Genomic DNA, 18,972 nt, shown 5'->3' with positions numbered 1-18,972 from the left:
GGCCATGAGTGAACATTTCCTGCTCTTTGACGTCGGAGGCACCGACATCAAGGCGGGGCTGGCCAACACCAACGGCGAAATCCTCCAGGTGCTGCGCGAACCAACCCGCAAAACAGCACCGGAGGAATCCGCCGCCGAACTGGTCACCCAGCTCGGCGAAATCTCGCGCCGCCTGACGGCCGACTCCGGCACCACCCCGGTTTCCGCGGGCCTGGCCGTCTGCGGCCTGGTCGACCCGGAGACCGGCACCGGCATCTTCTCCGCCAACCTGGGCTGGCGCGACGCGCCGCTGCAGGCGATGGCCTCCAAGGCGCTTGGCATCCCGGTCGGCTTTGGGCACGACGTGGCCATGGCCGCGCGCGCCGAGCTGGAACTGGGCAGCGGGGCCAAGGACGCGGCGCTGCGCCGCAACGCCGTGGTCATGGTCATCGGCACCGGCATCGCCACCGCGCTGATGGTCGACGGACGGCTGGTCAGCGCCGGGGGATACGCCGGGGAACTGGGCCACGCCCAGGTGCCCGGCGGGCTGCCGTGCGCCTGCGGCGCCACCGGCTGCCTGGAAACCCTGGGCTCCGCCGGCGCCATCGCCAAGCGCTACCTCGCCGCCACCGGCAAGCGCGGGGGAGCAAGGGAAGTGTTCGCCGCCCGGGCCGCCGGGGACGAGATCGCCGCCGGCATCATCCACGACGCCACCGAGGCGCTGACCTTCACCATGGCGCAGCTGTGCTCCTCGGTCGCCCCGGAGGGCATCGTGCTGGGCGGAGGCCTGGCCCAGGCCGGGCCGTCGTTCTTCGCCGAACTGCGCGAATCCCTGCACCGCAGGCTGTCCTTCCACCGCGAACCGCGGCTGATCCCCGCGCACCTGGGCGCCGACGCCGGCCTGCAGGGCGCGATGATCCTCGCCCGGGACGCGGCCGGACGCTCGACCCGCATCGCCCTATGATCCTCACGCTGACGCCGAACCCGGCCATCGATGAAACCTACAGCGCCCCCGGGGTCGCGGTGGACTCCAGCCACAAGGTGGTGCGCAGCCACAGCCAGGCCGGAGGCAAGGGCCTGAACGTCGCCAGGGTGCTGCACTCGCAGGACTTCGCCGTCCACGCGCTGTTCCCCGCCGGAGGCGCCTCGGGCCGGGAGCTCACCGCCGAGCTGTCCGCCGCCGGCATCGTATTCACCGCGGTCCCCGTGGCTGGGGCGACCCGGCGCTCCATGGCCTTCGTGGACCCGGAGGCCGACACCACCACCATCTTCAACGAGGCCGGATCCGCCCTGGATGCCGCCGAATGGGAGTCGCTGACGCAGGCCTACCAGGGGCTGCTGGAGCGCGCCCGGGCGGTGGCGATCTGCGGATCCTGGCCTCCGGGGACCGAACGCGAAACCATGCGCGCGCTGATCAAGGCCGCCGTGCAGCGGGAGGTCTACACCGTGGTGGACACCAGCGGCCCGCTGCTGCTGGACGCCGCGGCCTGCGGCGCGGTGCTCAAACCCAACCACCACGAACTGCTCGCCGCCACCGGCGCGAACTCGCTGGCCGAAGGGGCCGCGGACCTGCTGGAGCGGGGCGCGGCGGAAATCTATCTCAGCGCCGGCGAAAACGGGCTGTACCACTTCACCGGGGAGACCCCGCTGGTGGCCCATGCCAAGCTGCCGCGCAAGCTGACCGGCAACCCCACCGGAGCCGGGGACTCGGCAGTGGCCGCGTTGCTGTCCAGCAGCGTGGCGTCGCTGGATCGCGAGTCCACCTTGCGCCGGGCCGTGGCCTGGTCCGCCTCCACGGTGCTCATGCCCACCGCCGGCGCGCTGTCCCCGAAGCACGAAGCGCTGCTCGCCGACGTTACCTACCGCATCCTGCCCGAGGGCGAGGACATCTAAAGGAGAAAACTCCCATGCCGTTGGTTCCAACAAGTCAGATCATGCAGGCCGCCGTAGCCGGGGGCTACGGCCAGGGGGCGTTCAACGTCATCCACCTGGAGACCGCCCAGGCGCTGGTGTCCGGCGCCGAGCAAGCCGGATTGCCGGTGATCCTGCAGATCAGCGAGAACTGCGTGAAGTACCACGGGGGACTGCGCCCCCTCGCCGCCGCCTCGCTCGCGCTGGCCGAGGAAGCCAGCGTGCCGGTCTCGCTGCACCTGGACCACGCCGAGGACGAGGAACTGGTGTACCGGGCCCTCGACCTGGGTTTCGGCTCGGTCATGTACGACGGGGCCAAGCTGCCCTTCGGAGAGAACGTGGCCGCCACGCAGCGTGTGGTCGCCGCGGCACGGGCCGCATCAGCCACGGTGGAAGCCGAGCTGGGCGAAATCGGCGGCAAGGACGGAGCCCACGCCCCTGGCGTGCGCACGGACCCGGACGAGGCCGTGCAGTTCGTCGAGTCGACCGGCGTCGATTCGCTGGCCGTGGCAGTGGGCTCCTCGCATGCGATGCTGGAACGCGGCGCATCGCTGGACCTGGACCTGATTTCCCGGCTGCACCGGGCACTGGAGGTCCCGCTGGTGCTGCACGGCTCCTCGGGCGTTCCGGATGCGACCCTGGTCGCGGGCATCGAGGCGGGCATGCGCAAGATCAACGTCTCCACCCACCTGAACGGGTTCTTCACCCGCGCCGTGCGCCAGTGGCTGGCGGCCAACGAGCAGGCGGTGGACTCCCGCAAGTACCTGGGGGCGGGGCGCACGGCCATGGCCGCAGAGGCCGCCCGGATGCTTGAGTTGTTCGCCTCCGCCGGGCGGAGCCGCGCCTAGCAGGCCACGTGTGAGCGTTTCTGATTTCTTGGATTGTTTCCTGGTCGAAAAATATCAGTCACACCCTTGACGCTTGGTGTGGCGCACTTCATACTTGAGGTGAACATGATTTTTCTTGATTGAATGTTCCCGAAAAAATCATAAAAGAATCACTCGCTTTGGTGCTGCGGCATCCCGAACCCTGAGGAACACCATGAAACGAACCAAGCGCTCCGCGGTACTGGCTCTCTCGGCCGCAGCGGCACTGCTCCTGACCAGCTGCGGGTTCTCCGGCGGCAATGACAGCGGCGGATCGGCCGAGTCCGAAGGCGCACAGACGACCTTGGAAATGCTCGTCCCGACCTACTCCACCGGCACCAAGGCGCTGTGGGAAGGCGTCATCGACGACTTCGAGACCGAGCACCCGAACATCAAGGTGAACCTCGAAGTCCAGTCGTGGGAGAACATCGAGAACGTCCTGAAGACCAAGCTGCAGGGCAACCAGGCGCCGGACATCTACAATGGCGGCGCCTTCGCGGAATTCGCCGCGGAAGACCTGCTGGCCCCTGCCAGCGACGTCGCCTCGGCCGAGACCCTGGCCGACTTCCAGACCGCCTTCGCCGACGCGGAGAAGTACCAGGACACCCAGTACGGCCTGCCGCTGATCGCCTCCGCCCGCGCCCTGTTCTACAACAAGGACCTGATGGAGGAAGCCGGGGTCAAGAACGTCCCGACCACCTGGGACCAGCTGCATGACGCCTCCAAGGCCATCAGCGACAAGACCAAGGCCGACGGCTACGGCATGCCGCTGGGCAGCGAGGAAGCCCAGGGCGAGTCCCTGATCTGGTTCGCCGGCAACGGCGGCAACTTCGGCGATGCGCAGAAGATCGCGGTGAACACCCCGGCCAACCTCGAAGCCGCCGAATTCATGAAGAAGATGATCGACGACGGCGTCACCCAGAACGACCCGGGAGCCACCCAGCGCACCCCGATGCTGAACACCTTCATCCAGGGCAAGCTCGGCTTCGCCTACGCGCTGCCGCAGACCGTGGGCCAGATCAAGAAGGAAAACCCGGACCTGAACTACGGCATCGCCGCCGTGGCCACCAAGACCGGCTCGCCGGCCACGCTGGGTGTCGCCGACCGCCTGATGTCCTTCAAGAACGACGGCAGCAAGTCGGCCGCGGTCAAGGAGTTCTTCGACTACTTCTTCTCCGCCGACGTCTACACCGACTGGGTGTCCACCGAGGGCTTCCTGCCGACCACCAAGTCGGGTTCCGAGAAGCTGGCCGGGGACGAAACCCTCAAGCCGTTCCTGGACCTGCTGCCCAACGCGGTGTTCTACCCGACCACCAACCCGGCCTGGAACGCCACCGACGGCGCGTTCAAGTCGCTGATGGGTGAAATCGCCACCGGCAAGTCCGCCCAGGAAGTGCTGGACGCAATCCAGGCGAAGGCCGACGCCGCCAAGTAAACGGCAGGCGACCTAGTTCGCAGGGGAGGCCCGACGTCGCCACGCCGGGCCTTTCCTGCTGGATCGGCACATGATTTTCCGGTCCCCTCCCGAACAGCATGCAATGAAAGCGAGCCTTCCATGAGCTCCCCAGTGCCAGTCAAAGCACCGGCCGGACGCAAGCTCCGGCGCAGCACCGATACCCAGTCATTCATCTCCTCGCTGCCGTGGATCGGCCCGGCGCTGCTGCTGATCTTGGCCATCGTGGTGTTCCCCGCCGGCTACATGATCTACAACTCCACCCGGAAGATCTCCTCGGTCGGCACCGACCTGCACTCGGCGGGCCTGGCCAACTTCTCCACGATCTTCGCCGATCCGGCGCTGCCGCGGATCCTGGCCAACACCTTCTTCTGGGTGGTCTCGGTCGTGCTGATCACCGTCGTCATCTCCCTGGCGCTGGCGCAGTTCCTCTCCAAGCCATTCCCCGGACGCACCATCGTGCGCATGGCGGTGATCGTCCCCTGGGCCGCCTCCGTCGTCATGACCACCACCGTGTTCTACTATGGCCTGGACCCGAACTACGGCATCTTCAACCACTTCTTCGTGCAGATCGGCTTCATGGACGAAGGCTTCGGCTGGACCAAGAACGCGATCCCGGCCATGGCGGTCTCGGTGGTCGTGGCAATCTTCGTCTCGATCCCGTTCACGACCTACACGCTGCTCGCAGGCCTGCAGGCCGTGCCGGGCGACACCCTGGAAGCCGCCCGCATGGACGGGGCCGGCCGCTGGAAGACCTACCTGTTCGTGGTGCTGCCGCAGCTGCGCTCCGCGCTGGCGGTGGCGGTGCTGATCAACATCATCAACGTCTTCAACAACCTGCCGATCCTGAAGGTCATGACCGGATCCATCCCGGGCAACAGCGCCGACACGCTGATGACCTACATCTTCAAGGTCCTGCAGTTCGACCGCCGGCTGGATTTGTCCTCGGCCCTGTCGGTCGTGAACTTCGCGATTGTGCTGGTCATCGTCGCCATCTACGTCAAAACCGTCAAGCCGATGCAGGAGGTGTGATCGTGGCTTTCCTCGATACCGAAGACCGCGCCAGCCGCAAGACAGTAATCGGCCGCATGATCATCGGCCTGGTGGTCGTTATCGTCTTCCTGATCCCGTACGGCACCATGATGATCGGCTCGCTGAAGACCCAAGCCGAAATCCTGCAGATCCCGCCGAGCTTCATGCCGCAGGACGGGCTGCAGTGGTCCAACTACGTCAGCATGTGGGACACCCCGGAAACCCCGGTGCCCTACAACCTCATCTCCACCATCGTGATCTCCGTGTTCGCAACCCTGCTGGTGCTGCTGGTGGCCACCCCGGCCGCCTACTTCACCGCGCGCTTCAAGTTCCCGGGCAAGATGGTGTTCATGTTCCTGGTGATCGTCACCCAGATGCTGCAGCCGGCGGTGCTCACCGCCGGCCTGTTCAAGCAGATGCTGGCCTGGGACCTGAACGACACCTGGCTGGCCATGATTCTGATCAACGCGGCCTTCAACCTGGCCTTCGCGGTGTGGATCATGCACTCCTTCTTCGCCGGGGTGCCGCGCAGCATCGACGAGGCGGCGCAGATCGACGGCGCCGGCAAGCTGCGTGTGCTGTTCACCATCAACCTGCCGCTGGTCTGGCCGGGCATCGTCACCGCGGTGATCTTCACCTTCGTGTCCTGCTGGAATGAATTCGCCGCCTCGCTGGTGATCCTGTCCACCGCCGAGAACCAGCCGCTGAGCGTGGCGCTGACCAAGTTCGTCGGCCAGTACGCCACCGCCTGGCAGTACGTCTTCGGCGTCTCCATCGTGGCCATCGTCCCGGTCATCGTCCTCTTCGCGCTCATCGAGAAGCGCCTGATCGGCGGCCTGGCCGCCGGAGCGGTGAAGTAATGGAACCGAGCACGGCCCTGGAAATCGTCGCCACCAGCGGGCGGTGCTCCCGGACGGCCACGGCCGCCGGGGCTGACCGCATCGAGGCCTGCGAAGCCCTGGAACTGGGCGGCATCACCCCGGGACCCGAAGTCCTGGACGACATCCTGGAACACCGCCCGGCGCTGGGGGTGCACGCGCTGCTGCGCAGCCGGCCCGGCGACTTCCACTACGAGGACGCGGAGTTGCGGGTCATGGAACGGCAGGCGAGGCGGCTGGCCCGCTCCGGCGTGGACGGGCTGGTGCTCGGGGCGCTGGACGCCGGAGGCGCGGTGGACCTGGAAGCCGTGGCACGGATGGCCGCGGCCGGCCTGGAGGTGAATCCGGAGCTTGAAATCACCATGCACCGGGCCATCGACGCCAGCGCGGATCCGGTGGCCTCCGTGACACAGCTTTTGGCACTTGGCATCCACCGAGTGTTGACTAGTGGAGGGCGAGACGCCGCCGGCGAGGGCTTGGAGGTCATTGCCCGGATGGCGCAGGCGGCCGCCGGCAGGATCCAGATCATGGCCGGCGGCGGCATGAGGGCGCAGGACATCGGCCCGGCGCGCGGCGCCGGTGCGGCTGCCGTGCATTTCTCCGCCAAGACACACTATGCCGGCACCATCAGGGTGTCGGAGCAACAGGTGCGCCAGCTGCGCAGCACGCTGAACGCACTGACCAAGTAAGGGGCAGGATCCATGAAACGCGAGGAGCGGCTTAACCACATCCTCGACCTGCTGGCCAGCCGCGGCCAGATCGACGTCGATGAGATCGTGCAGCAGCTGGACACCAGCCCGGCAACCGCCCGCCGGGACCTGGATTCACTGGCCGCGGCCTCGCTGCTGACCCGCACCCACGGCGGAGCGGTCTCCAACTCCGTGGCCTACGAGCTGCCCTCGCGCTACCAGCGCGAGGAGCACGACGAAGAGAAGGCCCAGGTGGCCAAGGCCGCCGCCGCGCTGGTGCGCAAGGACATGGTGGTCGGCTTGTCCGGAGGCACCACCACCAAGGCCATCGCCACCGAGCTGGGCTTGCGCCAGGAACTGGTGGGGGAGCCGGGGCGGGTCACCCTGACAGTGGTCACCAACGCCGTGAACATCGCCTCGCTGCTGGCGGTGCGCCCGCACATCCGGGTCATGGTCACCGGCGGGGTGCTCAACGACCGCTCCTACGAGCTGGTCGGCCCCATGGCGCAGTCCTCGCTCGCGAAGATCACCCTCGACCTGTCCTTCGTGGGGGTCAATGGGCTGGATGCGGACACCGGCCCGATGGTCGGCGACGAGATGGAAGCGGCGGTCAACGAACAGCTGATCCGGCAGTCCGCGCGCAGCTTCGTGGTGGTGGATTCATCCAAGATCGGCCAACGCTCGTTCGTCATCCTGGATACCGAACACCTCACCGGGATCATCACCGACGCCAAAATCACCGCGGCCCAACGCAAGGCCCTGGCCGCCGGGGGCATGCCTGTCCTCGGCTAGCCGCACCCGCATGGCAGGACCCGACCGGAAGCCCGGCAGACTAACGCGGGCGGGAGCCCGCCGCCTCGGCCGCGGACAGGATGCGCGGGCCGATCTTGCGCATGAGCTTGTCCAGCCGGGGACTGTCGCTGCGCGTGAGCGTGTCGGAGAGCCGTTCAAGGCTCATCAGGCCCAGCCAGATCCTGGCTCTGCGGGCCTGCTCGGCATCCGGGGCAATCTGCTCGATCAGGTCCTGCCCATGCCACAAGGACAGGTAGGCCGTATTCAACGCAGGGTCCCAGGCGCAGGCAAGATCCCAGTCCAGGATTCCGACCAGCTTCCCGTCCACCCAGTGCATGTTGTGGCCAGCGAGATCGCCGTGGACCAAGCTGGTTGGGCTTTGCGCCAGGTAATCCAACTGATCCCACAGGAGCGCGGACGCCGAGCGGAGCTCTTCCGGAAGCGCATCGAAGCATTTCTGCTGGCGCGCCGGCGTCCACGGACCTCGAAATGCAAAGGGCTCGGCCAGTTCATCTTCCAGCGGCTGCAGGTGCACCTCGGCCAGCTCCCGAACCAAGCGGCGAAGTGGCGCAGGGTCTCCGCTATGCGGTTCGTGGGCGCTCCCCGGTACGAATACGGTGGCCACCGAAGATAGCCCGTCGATGGTCAGGATGTCGCTGCAGTCAGTGGGAAGCAGGTAATCCAGCTGCTCGGCAAGGAGCCGGTGGAGCCGGACGCTGCGCGGCATCTGGGCACTGGCTTGGGGTGTACGGGCCATGCGGATGACAGCTTGCTCGTTGGCCAGCAGCACGGTGTGGAACTGTCCGCCCTCGTTGACGACCCCTCCTTCCCAGGGCAGGTCCGGGCGCAGCATCGTGCCCAGGTTCATCTCGGCTTCGGTGGCGGGACGGGACACAGGCAACTCGCTTCGCGGATCAGGGAAAACAGCTTCTTCAGGCTATCGCATGGCGTCCCGATCGCTGGGTGTCCGCACAGCGTGCGCGGTCTATGATCAAAGACGTGAATGCACAGACCAGCACCCAAACCGTGGACCGGCGCACGCTGAAGATCGAGATCGCGCTGGTGATGGCCCTGTGCCTGGGACAGAGCGCGGTGTACTCGATCATCAGCTTCGCCGACAAGGTCACCAAGGCGCCGCTGTCCGAGCAGACGACCTCGATGAACAACCCGCTGAGCACCCGCGAGTACTTCGACCTGGCCTACCAGCTGCTGGACATCGTTTTCGCCCTGGTTCCCGTGCTGCTGGCGCTTTATCTCATGAAGCGCAGCACCGGCACCACCGTGTCGATGATCGGCTTCGACCTGCGCAAACCCGGGCGGGATACGCTGCTGGGCGCCGGCCTGTTCCTGGCCATGGGCCTGGGAACCCTCGGAGTCTACGCTGCGGGCAGGGCTTTGGGCATCACCACGGCGCTGTCCACCGCGAACCTCGGGGACTACTGGTGGAGCGTCCCGGTGCTCATGCTCTCGGCCGCACGCCACGCGGTGCTGGAGGAAGTGATCATGCTCGGCTTCCTGTTCACCTACGTCCGCAAGCTCAAGCTGGGACTGTGGACCACGATCCTAGCCTCGGCGCTGATCCGCGGCAGCTACCACCTCTACCAAGGCATCGGGCCGATGATCGGCAACGTGGTCATGGGTGTGGTGTTCGGCTGGGTCTACCACCGCTACGGCCGGGTCATGCCCTTGGTGATCGCGCACTTCCTGCTCGATGCCATCGGCTTCGTCGGCTACCTGCTGCTCGGACCGGCGATTGGCATCGGCGCGTAGCCTTCCCATAGCCTTCTGACATGGAATTAATCGAACTTTCCGAGGCCTGGGTCGAGCGGGCTGTCGCGCTGTGGGAACACACCGGGCTGACCCGACCGTGGAACGATCCGCACGCCGACGCCCGCAAGGCCCTCGCGGGCCCTGAGTCCACCATCCTGGCGCTCGTCCAGGGGGAGCGGCTGGCCGCCACCGCCATGGCCGGAGATGACGGGCATCGCGGCTGGCTTTACTACGTCGCCGTCGACCCCGACTTGCAGGACCAGGGCTGCGGGTGGCGCATCGTCGAAGCGGCAGCAGAATGGCTGCGCGCCCGGGGAACCGTCAAGGTCCAGCTGATGGTCCGCGCCGGCAATGACTCGGTTACGCAGTTCTACGAAAAACTCGGTTTCGAACGCCTGAACGTCGCAGTGCTGGGCAAACGGCTGGTTCCCTAACCAGCAGGGTATTTGAAGCGGACGTCCAGAAAAAGCGGATAAAGTTACTCCGGTACAAAATATCCGCCAATCTGATGAAAGACTTCCTGATGAGAGAGCATCCGTCAGGAACTCGAAGGGAAGACATGCAGTTCGCCGAACTCTGGAGCAAGTCGCGGGCCTGCCTCGCGCTGATGGCGATGCTGATCTTCACCGAGCTCTTGGCGCTGCTGGTTCCGGTGGAGACCGAACATACCAGCAGGGAAGGCCTGAGCGTCGCCTCCTCCTTCGGCATGCTCTTCTGCGGCGTCGTGCTGGGCACCTACGCCGCATGGGTGGGCGGCCGCTTCGGCATCGCGGCCCTGCGCCGGGTACGCGGACCGCACCGCATCGCGGCAACCGCCCTGCAGCTGCTGGCGCCCCCGCTGGTTGTCGGCGCCAGCGCCTACCTGCTGGGCTACGCGACGGTGATGTACCGGATGGGCGAAGTGTTCGTCCCCGACCCCGGACTATTCCTGCTCTCCATGCTCATGATGCTGGGCCTGTGCCTGGGCGGTTTGGGGCTGGGACTGCTGTTCGCCCCGAAGCTGGCCATCGGGCTGAGCATCGTGTTGTTCTCCGGACTGCAACTGCTTTCCCTGGTGGCCCCTGGCCCCATGCTGAGCAACATGGCAGGGCTTTCAGAGTGCTGCACCCGGGATTCGGCACCGAATCCCATAGTCATCCAGGCAGTCGCCCTGTGCTATCTGGGCTGGTCGATGTTGGGCGTGTTGGCCATCTGCGTCAAGGCGCAGAACATGAACCGAATGGCGCGTCGCGCGCTGGCCGTGGCCGGAGCATTGTCGCTGACAGTGCTCTGGGGCGGCGGGGCGCTGGCGGCGCAGGATGCGGGCGAAGAGCAGCAGCTCAGCCGCACCTCCGAGCTACGCTGCGAAGAACCCGGCGACGGGCACGAGTACTGTTTCTGGCCCGGGGAAGCGGAGCACTGGAACGACTGGAGGTCTAACATCACCGCGGGTGTCGGCCAGTTGGAACAGGCCACAGGAATCCAGCAGCCGCGCATCATCACCAGCAGCAAGGCCCATGCCGAGGCAACCGGCGGTCTGCTGCTGGGCTTCGAGGACCGCTATTCCCCGGAAACCGTCAAGTGGGATCTGGCCATGAAAATGTCGGTCAACCCCACCGAACAATGTTTGGGCAGCCTTGCGGCGAGCCACGGCATTGTTGGCACCTCGAGTGCCGCTACCGAAGCGCAGCGGCACATGTGGGCGCAGTCCAACCTGCTGTACCAATGGTGGACTACAAAGGCAGACCGGGAATTCGTCGACTCAGCCCAGTCTGAGCAGCTCGACGCGCTGAACGCGCTGGACGAGCAGTCCCAAATCAGCTGGGTGAAACGGGCGGCCGCGGGAGTCGAAAACTGCCAGCTGGTGCAGCTACCCGGATCCTAGGGCTGCACCAACCGTCCAATTAACAAGCAAAGGTAGGTGGGGACTCCATTGTCCCCGCCTATCTTGTGCTGTGGTCCCCGATGTTCCTAGAGAACGACCGTGCCCTTGGCGGTATTGAAAGTTACCGACAGGATGCCCGGCGTCCCGTTGGGAGCTTGGTACTTGGTGGTCACCGGTCCGAGATTCACGTTCTCCGGCTGCCCCAGCCATTCAAGCACGCGCTCGCGGGATCCTGCAATGTTGATCTCGCTGATTTCACCGGTAGGCTCCAGCGCGCGCGACGGATGCAGGTCCTCGGTGCCGTCGTCCCAGCGCAGCAGATAGGGCACCTGCGGATCCGCGATCAGGCCCTTGATGCCGATCTGCTGCCAGGTCAGTTCGCGGCCGTCGGGGAACTTGCGGTTCCCGGGAACTGCCTTGCGTTCCAGGCGTTCTTCCGCTCCGCTCAGGTCGTCCAATGACACGCACCAACCCATCCAGCCGCCGCCCAGCTCGGAGCGCGCGCGCACGGCCTGTCCGAAAGGTGCCTTGAGGCTGGCCGGATGGTTCAGTACCTCGACGACCTCAAGGTACTGGTTGTGCTTCAGCGGGAAAATTACATTGCGAGTTCCAAACCGTGGATGCACGCCTCCCTTGACGAATTCCAGGCCCAGGGACTCTGCAATTCTTTCAGCGGTTGGCATCAGCCCATCCGGGCCGCATGCGTACGTAACGTGATCTAGCCTCATCATGTGCCAATCATGACAACAATGTGATCCCAGTCTCTACTTAGGTGATCCTAAGATCTGGACTCTTGTCGAATTCTGTGCAATAAGACGTCGCTCGGACGTGAATATGACCGATTGAGACTCTGGATCCGGCCTCGGGTTGCCAAGATATTCGATTTTCGGGCACACTGGTGGCAGGTCATGAGTCCCAGTAACAAGCCCCGGCTTACTGGGCGGCAACCCTCCAACCGCGGTGGGGTGCCCCGGGTGAAGACCTGGCCCTTGAGCCGCTCGGCGTCAAGGACAAGCGCGGGTTACCCCTCTGGCAGCACCTCGTTGAGGTTCTTCCCGGTGGTGTGTGTTCAGTGGTGTACCCCCATAGTTACAGAACTTTTGGAGGCTGCCATGAGCAACAATTGGTCGTTTGAAACCCGTCAGATCCACGCAGGACAGAGCCCTGACCCGGTTACCGGTGCTCGCTCCCTGCCGATCTTCCAGACCACGTCCTTCGTCTTCCCGAGCGCCGAAAGCGCCGCAGCGCGCTTCGCCCTGCAGGAGCTGGAGCCGATCTACACCCGCATCGGCAACCCGACCACCGAGGCCGTGGAAACCCGCATCGCCGACCTCGAAGGCGGCGTGGGCGCACTGCTGCTGTCCTCCGGCCAGGCGGCAACCACCTTCGCGATCCTGAACATCGCCGAGGCCGGCGACCACCTGGTGGCCAGCCCGAGCCTCTACGGCGGAACCCAGAACCTGCTCAAGCACACGCTGAAGAAGCTGGGCGTCGAGGTCACTTTCGTTTCCGACCCGGACAACCTGCAGGAATGGCGCGACGCCGTCCAGCCGAACACCAAGGCGTTCTTCGGCGAGACCATCTCCAATCCGCGCCAGGATGTGCTGGACATCGAGGGCATTTCCGCGATCGCCCACGAGGTCGGCGTGCCGCTGCTGGTTGACAGCACCCTGGCTACCCCGTACCTGATCCGCCCCATCGAATGGGGTGCGGACATCGTGATCCATTCGGCCACCAAGTTCCTCGGCGGCCACGGCACCGCGATCGCCGGCGTGATCGTAGATTCGGGCAACTTCGACTTCTCCAAGGATCCCGAGCGTTTCCCGAGCTTCAACACCCCCGACGAGTCCTACAACGGCCTGGTCTACGCCCGCGACTTGGGCGTCAACGGCATCCTCGGCGCCAACCTGGCCTACATCCTCAAGGCCCGCGTGCAGCTGCTGCGCGACCTGGGTTCGGCCCCGGCGCCGTTCAACGCGTTCTTGATCGCCCAGGGTCTGGAGACCCTGTCCCTGCGCATCGAACGCCACGTGGAGAACGCCTCCGCTGTCGCGAACTGGCTCGAAGCCCGCGCCGATGTGGAAGCTGTGGCCTACGCCGGCTTGGAATCCTCGCCGTGGTTCGAGCGCGGACGCAAGTACAGCCCGAAGGGCGCCGGCTCGGTGCTGGCCTTCGACCTGCCCGGTGGAGTCGAAGCCGGCAAGGTTTTTGTGGACGCATTGCAGCTGCACTCCCATGTGGCGAACCTGGGTGACGTCCGCTCGCTGGTCATCCACCCGGCCTCCACCACCCATGCCCAGCTCTCCGACGCGGAGCGCCTGGCCGCCGGGGTGCGCCCGGGACTGGTGCGCCTGAGCGTCGGGCTGGAGAACATCAACGACATCCTGGCCGACCTCGAGCTTGGGTTCCAGGCGGTCGCAGCCCTTGAGGGCAAGGAACTGCAGGAAACCCGCTAGGCATGGCATCCATTGTGACTACCGAAGACACCATCGGCACCGAAGAGCTCGCCGAAGGGACCCACGGCATTTTGCGCCGTGCGTCCGTGGGCGAGTACTCCTTCGAGTTCGGCGGCTACCTGCCGCAGGTGGCCCTGGCCTACGAAACCTGGGGGGAGCTGAATTCCGAGCGCAGCAACGCAGTGCTGGTGATGCACGCCCTGACCGGAGACGCCCACGTCTCCCGGGGCGATTCGCAAACCGACGGCTGGTGGGAGGACTTCGTCGGCCCCGGCCTGACAGTGGACACCGACCGCTTCTACGTGGTCTCGGTGAACATGGTCGGCGGTTGCAATGGATCCACCGGCCCCGCATCGCTGGATGAGCAAGGTGTGCCGTGGGGTTCGCGTTTCCCGTTCGTCACCATCAAGGATTCGGTACGGCTGGAGCAAAGGTTGGCTACACAGCTGGGAATTGAGCGCTGGCATACCGTGCTCGGCGGGTCCATGGGCGGAGCCCGGGCCCTGGAATACGCGGTTGAATTCCCTGAGCAGGTCGCGAACCTGGTGGTCATGGCTTCCACCGGCCAAGCCAGCGCAGAACAGATAGCGTTCGCGCAGGTGCAGACCCAATCCATCCGGCTTGATCCGCATTTCGCCGGGGGAGACTACTACCAGAACCAGGCGCGCCCGGACGAGGGGCTGGGACTGGCCCGCCGGCTGGCCCACCTGACCTACCGTTCCGAGGCGGAGCTGGAGCACCGCTTCGGCCGCAAGGCGCAGGACGGCGAGGTCCCCGATGCTCCCTTCGAAGGGCACCGTGGACGCTACCAGGTGGAGAGCTACCTGGACCACCAGGCCAGCAAGCTGGTCAACCGCTTCGACGCGAACAGCTACCTGGTCCTCACCGAGGCCTTGATGAGCCACGACGTGGCCCGCGGGCATGAATCCTTCGAACACGCGCTGGCGCGGCTGGAACAGGTCAACGTGCTGGTGGCGGCAGTGAAGTCCGACCGCCTGTACTACCCGGAGCAGTCGGTGAAGCTCGCTGCTTCCCTGGCCACGCCCAAGCCGGTGCACTACATCGATTCGCCGATCGGCCACGACGGATTCCTGACAGACGCCGCCCAGCTGGACGGGGTGCTGCGCACACTGGTTTTCGACGAGGACTAATCGAGAGCGACATGGCATGGAACGAAGGCCGCACCACCAGTTATCGGTGATGCGGCCTTCGGCATGTTCGGGGCTAGGGAGCGCTGTCGCCGGCTCCCAGCGAGTCGTTCGGCGTGCTCTCGGCAAAAGGCGTCGGGGTGGGGCGCTTGGCCGTGATGCCGTCGCCTGAAGACTGGTGGCGCAGCCGGCGCAGTACCCACGGGGCCAGGTGCTCGCGGGCCCAGTGCAGGTCCTCGATCCGCGCTTCCTTCCAGCTGCGGGTGTCCTCGACTGCGTCGATGCGGGTGTCAAGCGTGTGCGGGACGTTCAAGGCATCCAGTGCCATCGCCGCAATGCGCTGGTGGCCCAGCGGCGAGAAGTGCAGGCGGTCCGCAGACCACATCACCGGCTGGTGCAGTTCGCGCAGCGCCCACATGTCTGCCACGATCGCGTCGTAGCGTGCGGCGACGGTGCGGACATTCTCGTTGTAGATGGCCACGCGGCCGCGGATGCTTCCGAGCACCGGAGTATCCCGGATATCCGGCCCGGTGAACAGCAGGATGGTGGCCCCCGTGGAATTCAGCCGGGAAATCGTGGAATCGAGCTGGTCGGCGATCTTGTCCGGATCCCCTCCCGGGCGCAGCACGTCGTTGCCTCCGGCGCAGATGGAAATCAAGTCGGGCTTCAGATCAATGGTCGGCTGGACCTGCTCCTCGATGATCTGGGCAATCAGCCGGCCGCGGATCGCGAGGTTGGCGTAGGCGAAGTCAGGCACGCCCCGACTGAGCTCCTGGGCCAGACGGTCGGCCCAGCCGCGGAAGGACTGCGGGGCCAGGGGATCGGGGTCTCCCACGCCCTCGGTGAAAGAATCGCCGACCGCTACATAGCGCCGCCAAGGGTGCACCGTGGAATTCTCGGAATCAGGAGTTTCGAAACTTGGGGAAATAGCCACAAGCTACATTGTTACTCGTTAGTAACGTTGTGTCAACGATTCGAGAAAACTATCCGAGCAGGACCTTGCTGCGGGCCTCGGCGTATTCCTCGGCGCTGATCAACTGCTTGGAACGCAGATCGTCCAGCTCACGCAGCCGGTCCTCCTTTGACTGGGCCGGGGCGAGCAGCGCGGACTTCGAGGCCTTTGCCGCGATGTCGGTCTGCACGGTGAAGATGTCAACCCCGGCGTTCTTCGCCGCCCGGTAGTTGCGTACCCAGACAACGATGATGAATACGACCACCAGCGTGAAAATGACAATGAAGAGTATGGACAAAATGCTGACGCCGGCAAAGGCGGATTCCATGGTGCCGGTCGGGTCGGAATCGAACAGTGTTTCCGGATCGTTGAGCTCTTCGATCAGTTCCGGCGGGGCGTCATCAAAATTCATCGCGGAGGCTGCTTTCGGTGGGTGGAGAAAACATCGTTCATCTATTTCCACAAGTCAACCACGATGGTTGAGCCAACGCCCCGAGTAAATCCAAACGTTACAGAATTGCAACGGGGCGATTGGTACTTTTGGCGTCGTCCGATGCGCTGGCGAGGGGCGGGGGTCGCTAGGCTTAGAGCACTATGACTAATCCTGAAGCATCCACGGTTGCGCTGATTTCCCGCAATGATGAATCCCGACTGGGCACGCCGCTGCTGGTGTTCCTGCACGGCTACGGCTCGAATGAAGAAGACCTGATGGGCCTGTCGCGCTATTTGCCGCAGGAATTCACCTATCTTTCGGTGCGGGCTCCGCTGCAGGCCGGACCGGGGTTCAGCTGGTTCCCGCTGTCGCAGGAGATCGACTACTCTGTCGACGCAGTGGCGCAAAGCGTGAAAGACCTCTGGGCCTTCCTGGAACCGATTGCGGCCCAGCACTCGTCCCTGACGCTGCTCGGCTTCTCACAGGGCATGGCCATGGCCACGTCACTGGCCCGCTACCAGCGCGAAGCGGTGTCCGCAGTGGTCGGCCTGTCCGGTTTCGCAGTAGAAGCCGCGGAACTGGAGATCTTCGATGACGCGAAGCTCAAGGCCAACCCGTTGCCGCTGTTCTGGGGTCGGGACCTCGCTGACCCGGTCATCACCCGTGACAAGATCGAATTCACCCTTGGCTGGGTTCCGTCCCACACCGAGCTGACCAGCGAGACCTACCCGCAGATTGCCCACTCTGTGAGTATGGAAGAAATCCACGATGTCGATGCCTTCCTCAAACGCGAAGTCTTGAAGCTGGAGTCCTAGATTCGACGCGCAGGGCCTGAGTACTTGGCTCAGACCCTGTGGACCACGATGAATGGTCTTCAGTCTGGACAACTTTTTACCGATGAGGCACCGAGTTTCGGGACGAGTAGCAACGTAGTTCTGGACTAGTGGCGCGACCTATCGCGGTTTCGGGGTAGGCATCAGAGGGGCCATAAAAATGATGGAGAATGGGAACGAGCTAGTTCGCTGGTCGTCGTGCTCTGGTTAATGCAACCATTCAAACAGTTCTTTCGGCGTTCCGAATAGGGTACCTTCTCCGGGCAATTTTGCGGGCGGGGTATACGGGACAGCCAGTTTTCAGCGGATTTCAGAATTGGTTGCATACCTAGTCAGCTGGTTTTTCGTCCCGTTTGGATACCGGCTTGCGCGACAATTTGAAAAAATCAGCACAGAGCAACACTGAACGAACCTATAACGCGAATCTGCTTGGCCGAAAGTAGTGCTGCAAGCAATTGCAAGTCTTGTGGGAACCGGGCTGCTCGCGCGGCCCAAACAACTTGCTGTCAGAGATCATCTACGTCGACAGGAATTCAACATGCAAACTATCGAAGCCGCGCAACGCTGGGCGACAACATGGGCCAACGCTTGGCCACTCAAGGACGTGGATGCAATTGTTGGCTTGCAAGCTGATGACGGCGTCCACTGGGCCTCGATGTTTAGACCATTGAGTGGGTCTAGCGGTCTGCGCACCTATTTGGAGGAATGCTTCGCGGAGGAAAGCAAACCGGCAGAAACTTGGTTCAGCGAACCAATCGTCTATGGAAGTTCGGCTTCCGTCGAGTACTGGGTGGTCATGTACATCAAGGACCAACCAATGACCGTTTCGGGATGCACAGTGCTTTCATTCGACGATTCAGGATTAGTAACAACGGCGCGAGACTACTCGCATGTCAAAGAAGGACACCACTTGCGACCTGAGCATCCATTCAACGCCTGACATCACACTCTGTCCCGTTCAAAGTTTCCTTTGTGGGAAGATATTGGCTTTGCGGGTAGCAGCTACGCGAGGGCCTATGCTCGAATCATGGATGAAGTCTTGCAAGTGCGACGGCACGTCGACGAGCCTGTCAAAGTTTTGCCTACGGACAGCCTGACCCTGTGCAGACCTGATCACAGGTTCGCGCACGGATAATAAGTTTCACCTATTTGGCCGAGGACCCTTCTTAAACCAACGCCAGATCGACTCCGTCAAGTCAAAAATTCCTTCAATCAGGGGATCAGCGCGTTCTGAAAGAAATTTAGTCTCTGCATAAAGTGCTCCGGCGACAGCAAGGATTAGACCGAGCACGCATTCAAGAACAGTGACCCAATGAGATGTGGTCCAACTTTGTGGCGAACCAACGACAACGACATGATCTGTCCTTTCTGGATCCTGAACCGCTTCTACGATTGTTCCTGGTTCAGGATTTTCAATGAACCAGCCGCCGTCAAGCGTGACTTCTTCACCACGGAACTGAGCGTAATACGTATCTTCAGACCGCCTGCTCGGGTGCACCGCCAATAATATTGCGATGTCTTTAGGTTGGCTCACAACCAATTGCGCGTTATGCCGAACTTCGGTTCTCGCTATAGTCGAGGGTACCGCCACGCATGAAATGGCCAGAACAACAAAAGCAATGGCAAGCACGTCCCTCGCGGGTAGTGGCCAAGAACGAATTCGCCGCCACATTTTTTCTTCTTTTGTGCCAAACCAACGATGCAATCTTTTATGCCAATTGGGCAATGCCGCACCTTTCTAGGAATTGGTTTAAACACGACAGCACGAGCATGATGCTGTGAGCAAAAGCAGTGTTGAGCCGCAAACAGGACAATATTGATACGGAAGAAGTCTAACTGTGCCACGGCTTTGAGAGGTTGTGTGCGCCTGTCGTCCTGTAGAGGGGTCCCTCAGTGGAACGATATGCACCTCCACC

20 protein-coding genes and 1 riboswitch are annotated in these 18,972 nt (G+C 63.9%); of the genes, 15 read left to right on the top strand and 5 right to left on the bottom strand.

The genetic code is table 11. The features are described from left to right. Positions 1 to 4: 4 nt before the first annotated feature. The 8 genes from C1H84_RS04865 to C1H84_RS04830 all read left to right on the top strand — a co-directional run bounded on the left by C1H84_RS04865 (position 5) and on the right by C1H84_RS04830 (position 7,600). Complete coding sequence (locus tag C1H84_RS04865; protein ID WP_113606709.1) at positions 5 to 943, top strand: ROK family protein; 939 nt, start codon at positions 5 to 7, stop codon at positions 941 to 943. After that, positions 940 to 1,872 (top strand): 1-phosphofructokinase family hexose kinase, encoded by a 933-nt coding sequence (locus C1H84_RS04860; RefSeq protein WP_113606708.1) that lies wholly within the window; start codon positions 940 to 942, stop codon positions 1,870 to 1,872. The genes C1H84_RS04865 and C1H84_RS04860 overlap by 4 nt, the downstream gene beginning before the upstream one ends. A gap of 14 nt (positions 1,873 to 1,886) precedes the next feature. Beyond that, positions 1,887 to 2,738 carry a class II fructose-bisphosphate aldolase gene (locus C1H84_RS04855; protein ID WP_113606707.1) on the top strand — a complete coding sequence of 284 codons (852 nt, stop codon included), beginning with the start codon at positions 1,887 to 1,889 and terminating at the stop codon, positions 2,736 to 2,738. Between the two features lie 193 nt (positions 2,739 to 2,931). Continuing rightward, a complete protein-coding gene (locus tag C1H84_RS04850; RefSeq protein ID WP_113606706.1) occupies positions 2,932 to 4,191 on the top strand; it encodes an extracellular solute-binding protein in 1,260 nt (419 codons plus the stop codon). 132 nt (positions 4,192 to 4,323) lie between these two features. Next, the gene (locus C1H84_RS04845) at positions 4,324 to 5,241 is read left to right on the top strand and encodes a carbohydrate ABC transporter permease (RefSeq protein ID WP_231735984.1); all 918 of its coding nucleotides are present in this window, start codon (positions 4,324 to 4,326) and stop codon (positions 5,239 to 5,241) included. Positions 5,242 to 5,243: 2 nt separating this feature from the next. Continuing rightward, entirely contained in the window at positions 5,244 to 6,101 is an 858-nt protein-coding gene (locus C1H84_RS04840; RefSeq protein ID WP_231735983.1) for a carbohydrate ABC transporter permease, read from the top strand. Further along, complete coding sequence (locus tag C1H84_RS04835) at positions 6,101 to 6,808, top strand: copper homeostasis protein CutC (RefSeq protein WP_052772284.1); 708 nt, start codon at positions 6,101 to 6,103, stop codon at positions 6,806 to 6,808. Before C1H84_RS04840 ends, C1H84_RS04835 begins: the two co-directional genes overlap by 1 nt. A 12-nt stretch (positions 6,809 to 6,820) precedes the next feature. Beyond that, positions 6,821 to 7,600 carry a DeoR/GlpR family DNA-binding transcription regulator gene (locus C1H84_RS04830; protein ID WP_047118560.1) on the top strand — a complete coding sequence of 260 codons (780 nt, stop codon included), beginning with the start codon at positions 6,821 to 6,823 and terminating at the stop codon, positions 7,598 to 7,600. A gap of 40 nt (positions 7,601 to 7,640) precedes the next feature. On the opposite strand, the gene C1H84_RS04825 is transcribed toward C1H84_RS04830, so the two are convergent. Further along, positions 7,641 to 8,495 (bottom strand): phosphotransferase family protein, encoded by an 855-nt coding sequence (locus C1H84_RS04825; protein ID WP_060617033.1) that lies wholly within the window; start codon positions 8,493 to 8,495, stop codon positions 7,641 to 7,643. Positions 8,496 to 8,587: 92 nt separating this feature from the next. Here C1H84_RS04825 and C1H84_RS04820 point away from each other — a divergent pair, with 92 nt between their 5' ends. The 3 genes from C1H84_RS04820 (at position 8,588) to C1H84_RS04810 (ending at position 11,234) form a co-directional block, all read left to right on the top strand. After that, positions 8,588 to 9,370 (top strand): CPBP family intramembrane glutamic endopeptidase, encoded by a 783-nt coding sequence (locus tag C1H84_RS04820; RefSeq protein WP_113606705.1) that lies wholly within the window; start codon positions 8,588 to 8,590, stop codon positions 9,368 to 9,370. Positions 9,371 to 9,390: 20 nt separating this feature from the next. Next, complete coding sequence (locus C1H84_RS04815) at positions 9,391 to 9,804, top strand: GNAT family acetyltransferase (RefSeq protein ID WP_047118562.1); 414 nt, start codon at positions 9,391 to 9,393, stop codon at positions 9,802 to 9,804. Positions 9,805 to 9,929: 125 nt separating this feature from the next. Next, on the top strand, positions 9,930 to 11,234 hold the full coding sequence (locus C1H84_RS04810; protein ID WP_047118563.1) for a hypothetical protein: 1,305 nt from the start codon (positions 9,930 to 9,932) through the stop codon (positions 11,232 to 11,234). Positions 11,235 to 11,320: 86 nt separating this feature from the next. Here C1H84_RS04810 and C1H84_RS04805 read toward each other — a convergent pair whose 3' ends face one another. After that, entirely contained in the window at positions 11,321 to 11,965 is a 645-nt protein-coding gene (locus tag C1H84_RS04805) for a VOC family protein (RefSeq protein WP_047118564.1), read from the bottom strand. A gap of 173 nt (positions 11,966 to 12,138) precedes the next feature. Further along, a riboswitch (SAM riboswitch) is annotated at positions 12,139 to 12,257 on the top strand. Positions 12,258 to 12,346: 89 nt separating this feature from the next. On the opposite strand from C1H84_RS04805, the gene C1H84_RS04800 reads away from it, so the two are divergent. Together C1H84_RS04800 and metX are read left to right on the top strand one after the other, a co-directional pair. Next, positions 12,347 to 13,690, top strand: a complete 1,344-nt coding sequence (locus C1H84_RS04800) for a bifunctional o-acetylhomoserine/o-acetylserine sulfhydrylase (RefSeq protein WP_113606704.1) — start codon at positions 12,347 to 12,349, stop codon at positions 13,688 to 13,690. Positions 13,691 to 13,692: 2 nt separating this feature from the next. Further along, positions 13,693 to 14,841 (top strand): homoserine O-acetyltransferase MetX, encoded by a 1,149-nt coding sequence (gene metX, locus C1H84_RS04795; protein WP_113606703.1) that lies wholly within the window; start codon positions 13,693 to 13,695, stop codon positions 14,839 to 14,841. 73 nt (positions 14,842 to 14,914) lie between these two features. Here the strand turns inward: metX and C1H84_RS04790 are convergent, their stop codons facing one another. Both C1H84_RS04790 and C1H84_RS04785 read right to left on the bottom strand, forming a co-directional pair. Further along, positions 14,915 to 15,766, bottom strand: coding sequence for an SGNH/GDSL hydrolase family protein (locus C1H84_RS04790; protein ID WP_181728056.1), 852 nt, complete (start codon positions 15,764 to 15,766; stop codon positions 14,915 to 14,917). 55 nt (positions 15,767 to 15,821) lie between these two features. Then, on the bottom strand, positions 15,822 to 16,202 hold the full coding sequence (locus C1H84_RS04785) for a hypothetical protein (protein WP_053797598.1): 381 nt from the start codon (positions 16,200 to 16,202) through the stop codon (positions 15,822 to 15,824). A gap of 182 nt (positions 16,203 to 16,384) precedes the next feature. On the opposite strand from C1H84_RS04785, the gene C1H84_RS04780 reads away from it, so the two are divergent. Both C1H84_RS04780 and C1H84_RS04775 read left to right on the top strand, forming a co-directional pair. Continuing rightward, complete coding sequence (locus tag C1H84_RS04780) at positions 16,385 to 17,038, top strand: alpha/beta hydrolase (protein ID WP_113606701.1); 654 nt, start codon at positions 16,385 to 16,387, stop codon at positions 17,036 to 17,038. A gap of 556 nt (positions 17,039 to 17,594) precedes the next feature. After that, a complete protein-coding gene (locus C1H84_RS04775; protein WP_113606700.1) occupies positions 17,595 to 17,996 on the top strand; it encodes a nuclear transport factor 2 family protein in 402 nt (133 codons plus the stop codon). A gap of 201 nt (positions 17,997 to 18,197) precedes the next feature. Here the strand turns inward: C1H84_RS04775 and C1H84_RS17920 are convergent, their stop codons facing one another. After that, positions 18,198 to 18,782, bottom strand: a complete 585-nt coding sequence (locus C1H84_RS17920) for a hypothetical protein (RefSeq protein WP_146955871.1) — start codon at positions 18,780 to 18,782, stop codon at positions 18,198 to 18,200. Positions 18,783 to 18,972: the final 190 nt, after the last annotated feature.

Source organism: Glutamicibacter soli (assembly GCF_003309065.1).
GTDB classification, from domain to species: Bacteria; Actinomycetota; Actinomycetes; order Actinomycetales; family Micrococcaceae; genus Glutamicibacter; species Glutamicibacter soli.
This window is presented reverse-complemented; position numbering and strand designations above follow the sequence as displayed.

What these genes read in the sequence shown, in the direction of transcription:
- metX (WP_113606703.1), top strand. Translation starts at nt 13,693, where the DNA reads ATGGCATCCATTGTGACTACCGAAGACACCATCGGCACCGAAGAGCTC.
- C1H84_RS04775 (WP_113606700.1), top strand. Translation starts at nt 17,595, where the DNA reads ATGCAAACTATCGAAGCCGCGCAACGCTGGGCGACAACATGGGCCAAC.
- C1H84_RS04805 (WP_047118564.1), bottom strand. Translation starts at nt 11,965, where the DNA reads ATGATGAGGCTAGATCACGTTACGTACGCATGCGGCCCGGATGGGCTG.
- C1H84_RS04810 (WP_047118563.1), top strand. Translation starts at nt 9,930, where the DNA reads ATGCAGTTCGCCGAACTCTGGAGCAAGTCGCGGGCCTGCCTCGCGCTG.
- C1H84_RS04865 (WP_113606709.1), top strand. Translation starts at nt 5, where the DNA reads ATGAGTGAACATTTCCTGCTCTTTGACGTCGGAGGCACCGACATCAAG.
- C1H84_RS04830 (WP_047118560.1), top strand. Translation starts at nt 6,821, where the DNA reads ATGAAACGCGAGGAGCGGCTTAACCACATCCTCGACCTGCTGGCCAGC.
- C1H84_RS04815 (WP_047118562.1), top strand. Translation starts at nt 9,391, where the DNA reads ATGGAATTAATCGAACTTTCCGAGGCCTGGGTCGAGCGGGCTGTCGCG.
- C1H84_RS04860 (WP_113606708.1), top strand. Translation starts at nt 940, where the DNA reads ATGATCCTCACGCTGACGCCGAACCCGGCCATCGATGAAACCTACAGC.
- C1H84_RS04855 (WP_113606707.1), top strand. Translation starts at nt 1,887, where the DNA reads ATGCCGTTGGTTCCAACAAGTCAGATCATGCAGGCCGCCGTAGCCGGG.
- C1H84_RS04850 (WP_113606706.1), top strand. Translation starts at nt 2,932, where the DNA reads ATGAAACGAACCAAGCGCTCCGCGGTACTGGCTCTCTCGGCCGCAGCG.
- C1H84_RS04800 (WP_113606704.1), top strand. Translation starts at nt 12,347, where the DNA reads ATGAGCAACAATTGGTCGTTTGAAACCCGTCAGATCCACGCAGGACAG.
- C1H84_RS04780 (WP_113606701.1), top strand. Translation starts at nt 16,385, where the DNA reads ATGACTAATCCTGAAGCATCCACGGTTGCGCTGATTTCCCGCAATGAT.
- C1H84_RS04820 (WP_113606705.1), top strand. Translation starts at nt 8,588, where the DNA reads ATGATCAAAGACGTGAATGCACAGACCAGCACCCAAACCGTGGACCGG.
- C1H84_RS04785 (WP_053797598.1), bottom strand. Translation starts at nt 16,202, where the DNA reads ATGAATTTTGATGACGCCCCGCCGGAACTGATCGAAGAGCTCAACGAT.
- C1H84_RS04835 (WP_052772284.1), top strand. Translation starts at nt 6,101, where the DNA reads ATGGAACCGAGCACGGCCCTGGAAATCGTCGCCACCAGCGGGCGGTGC.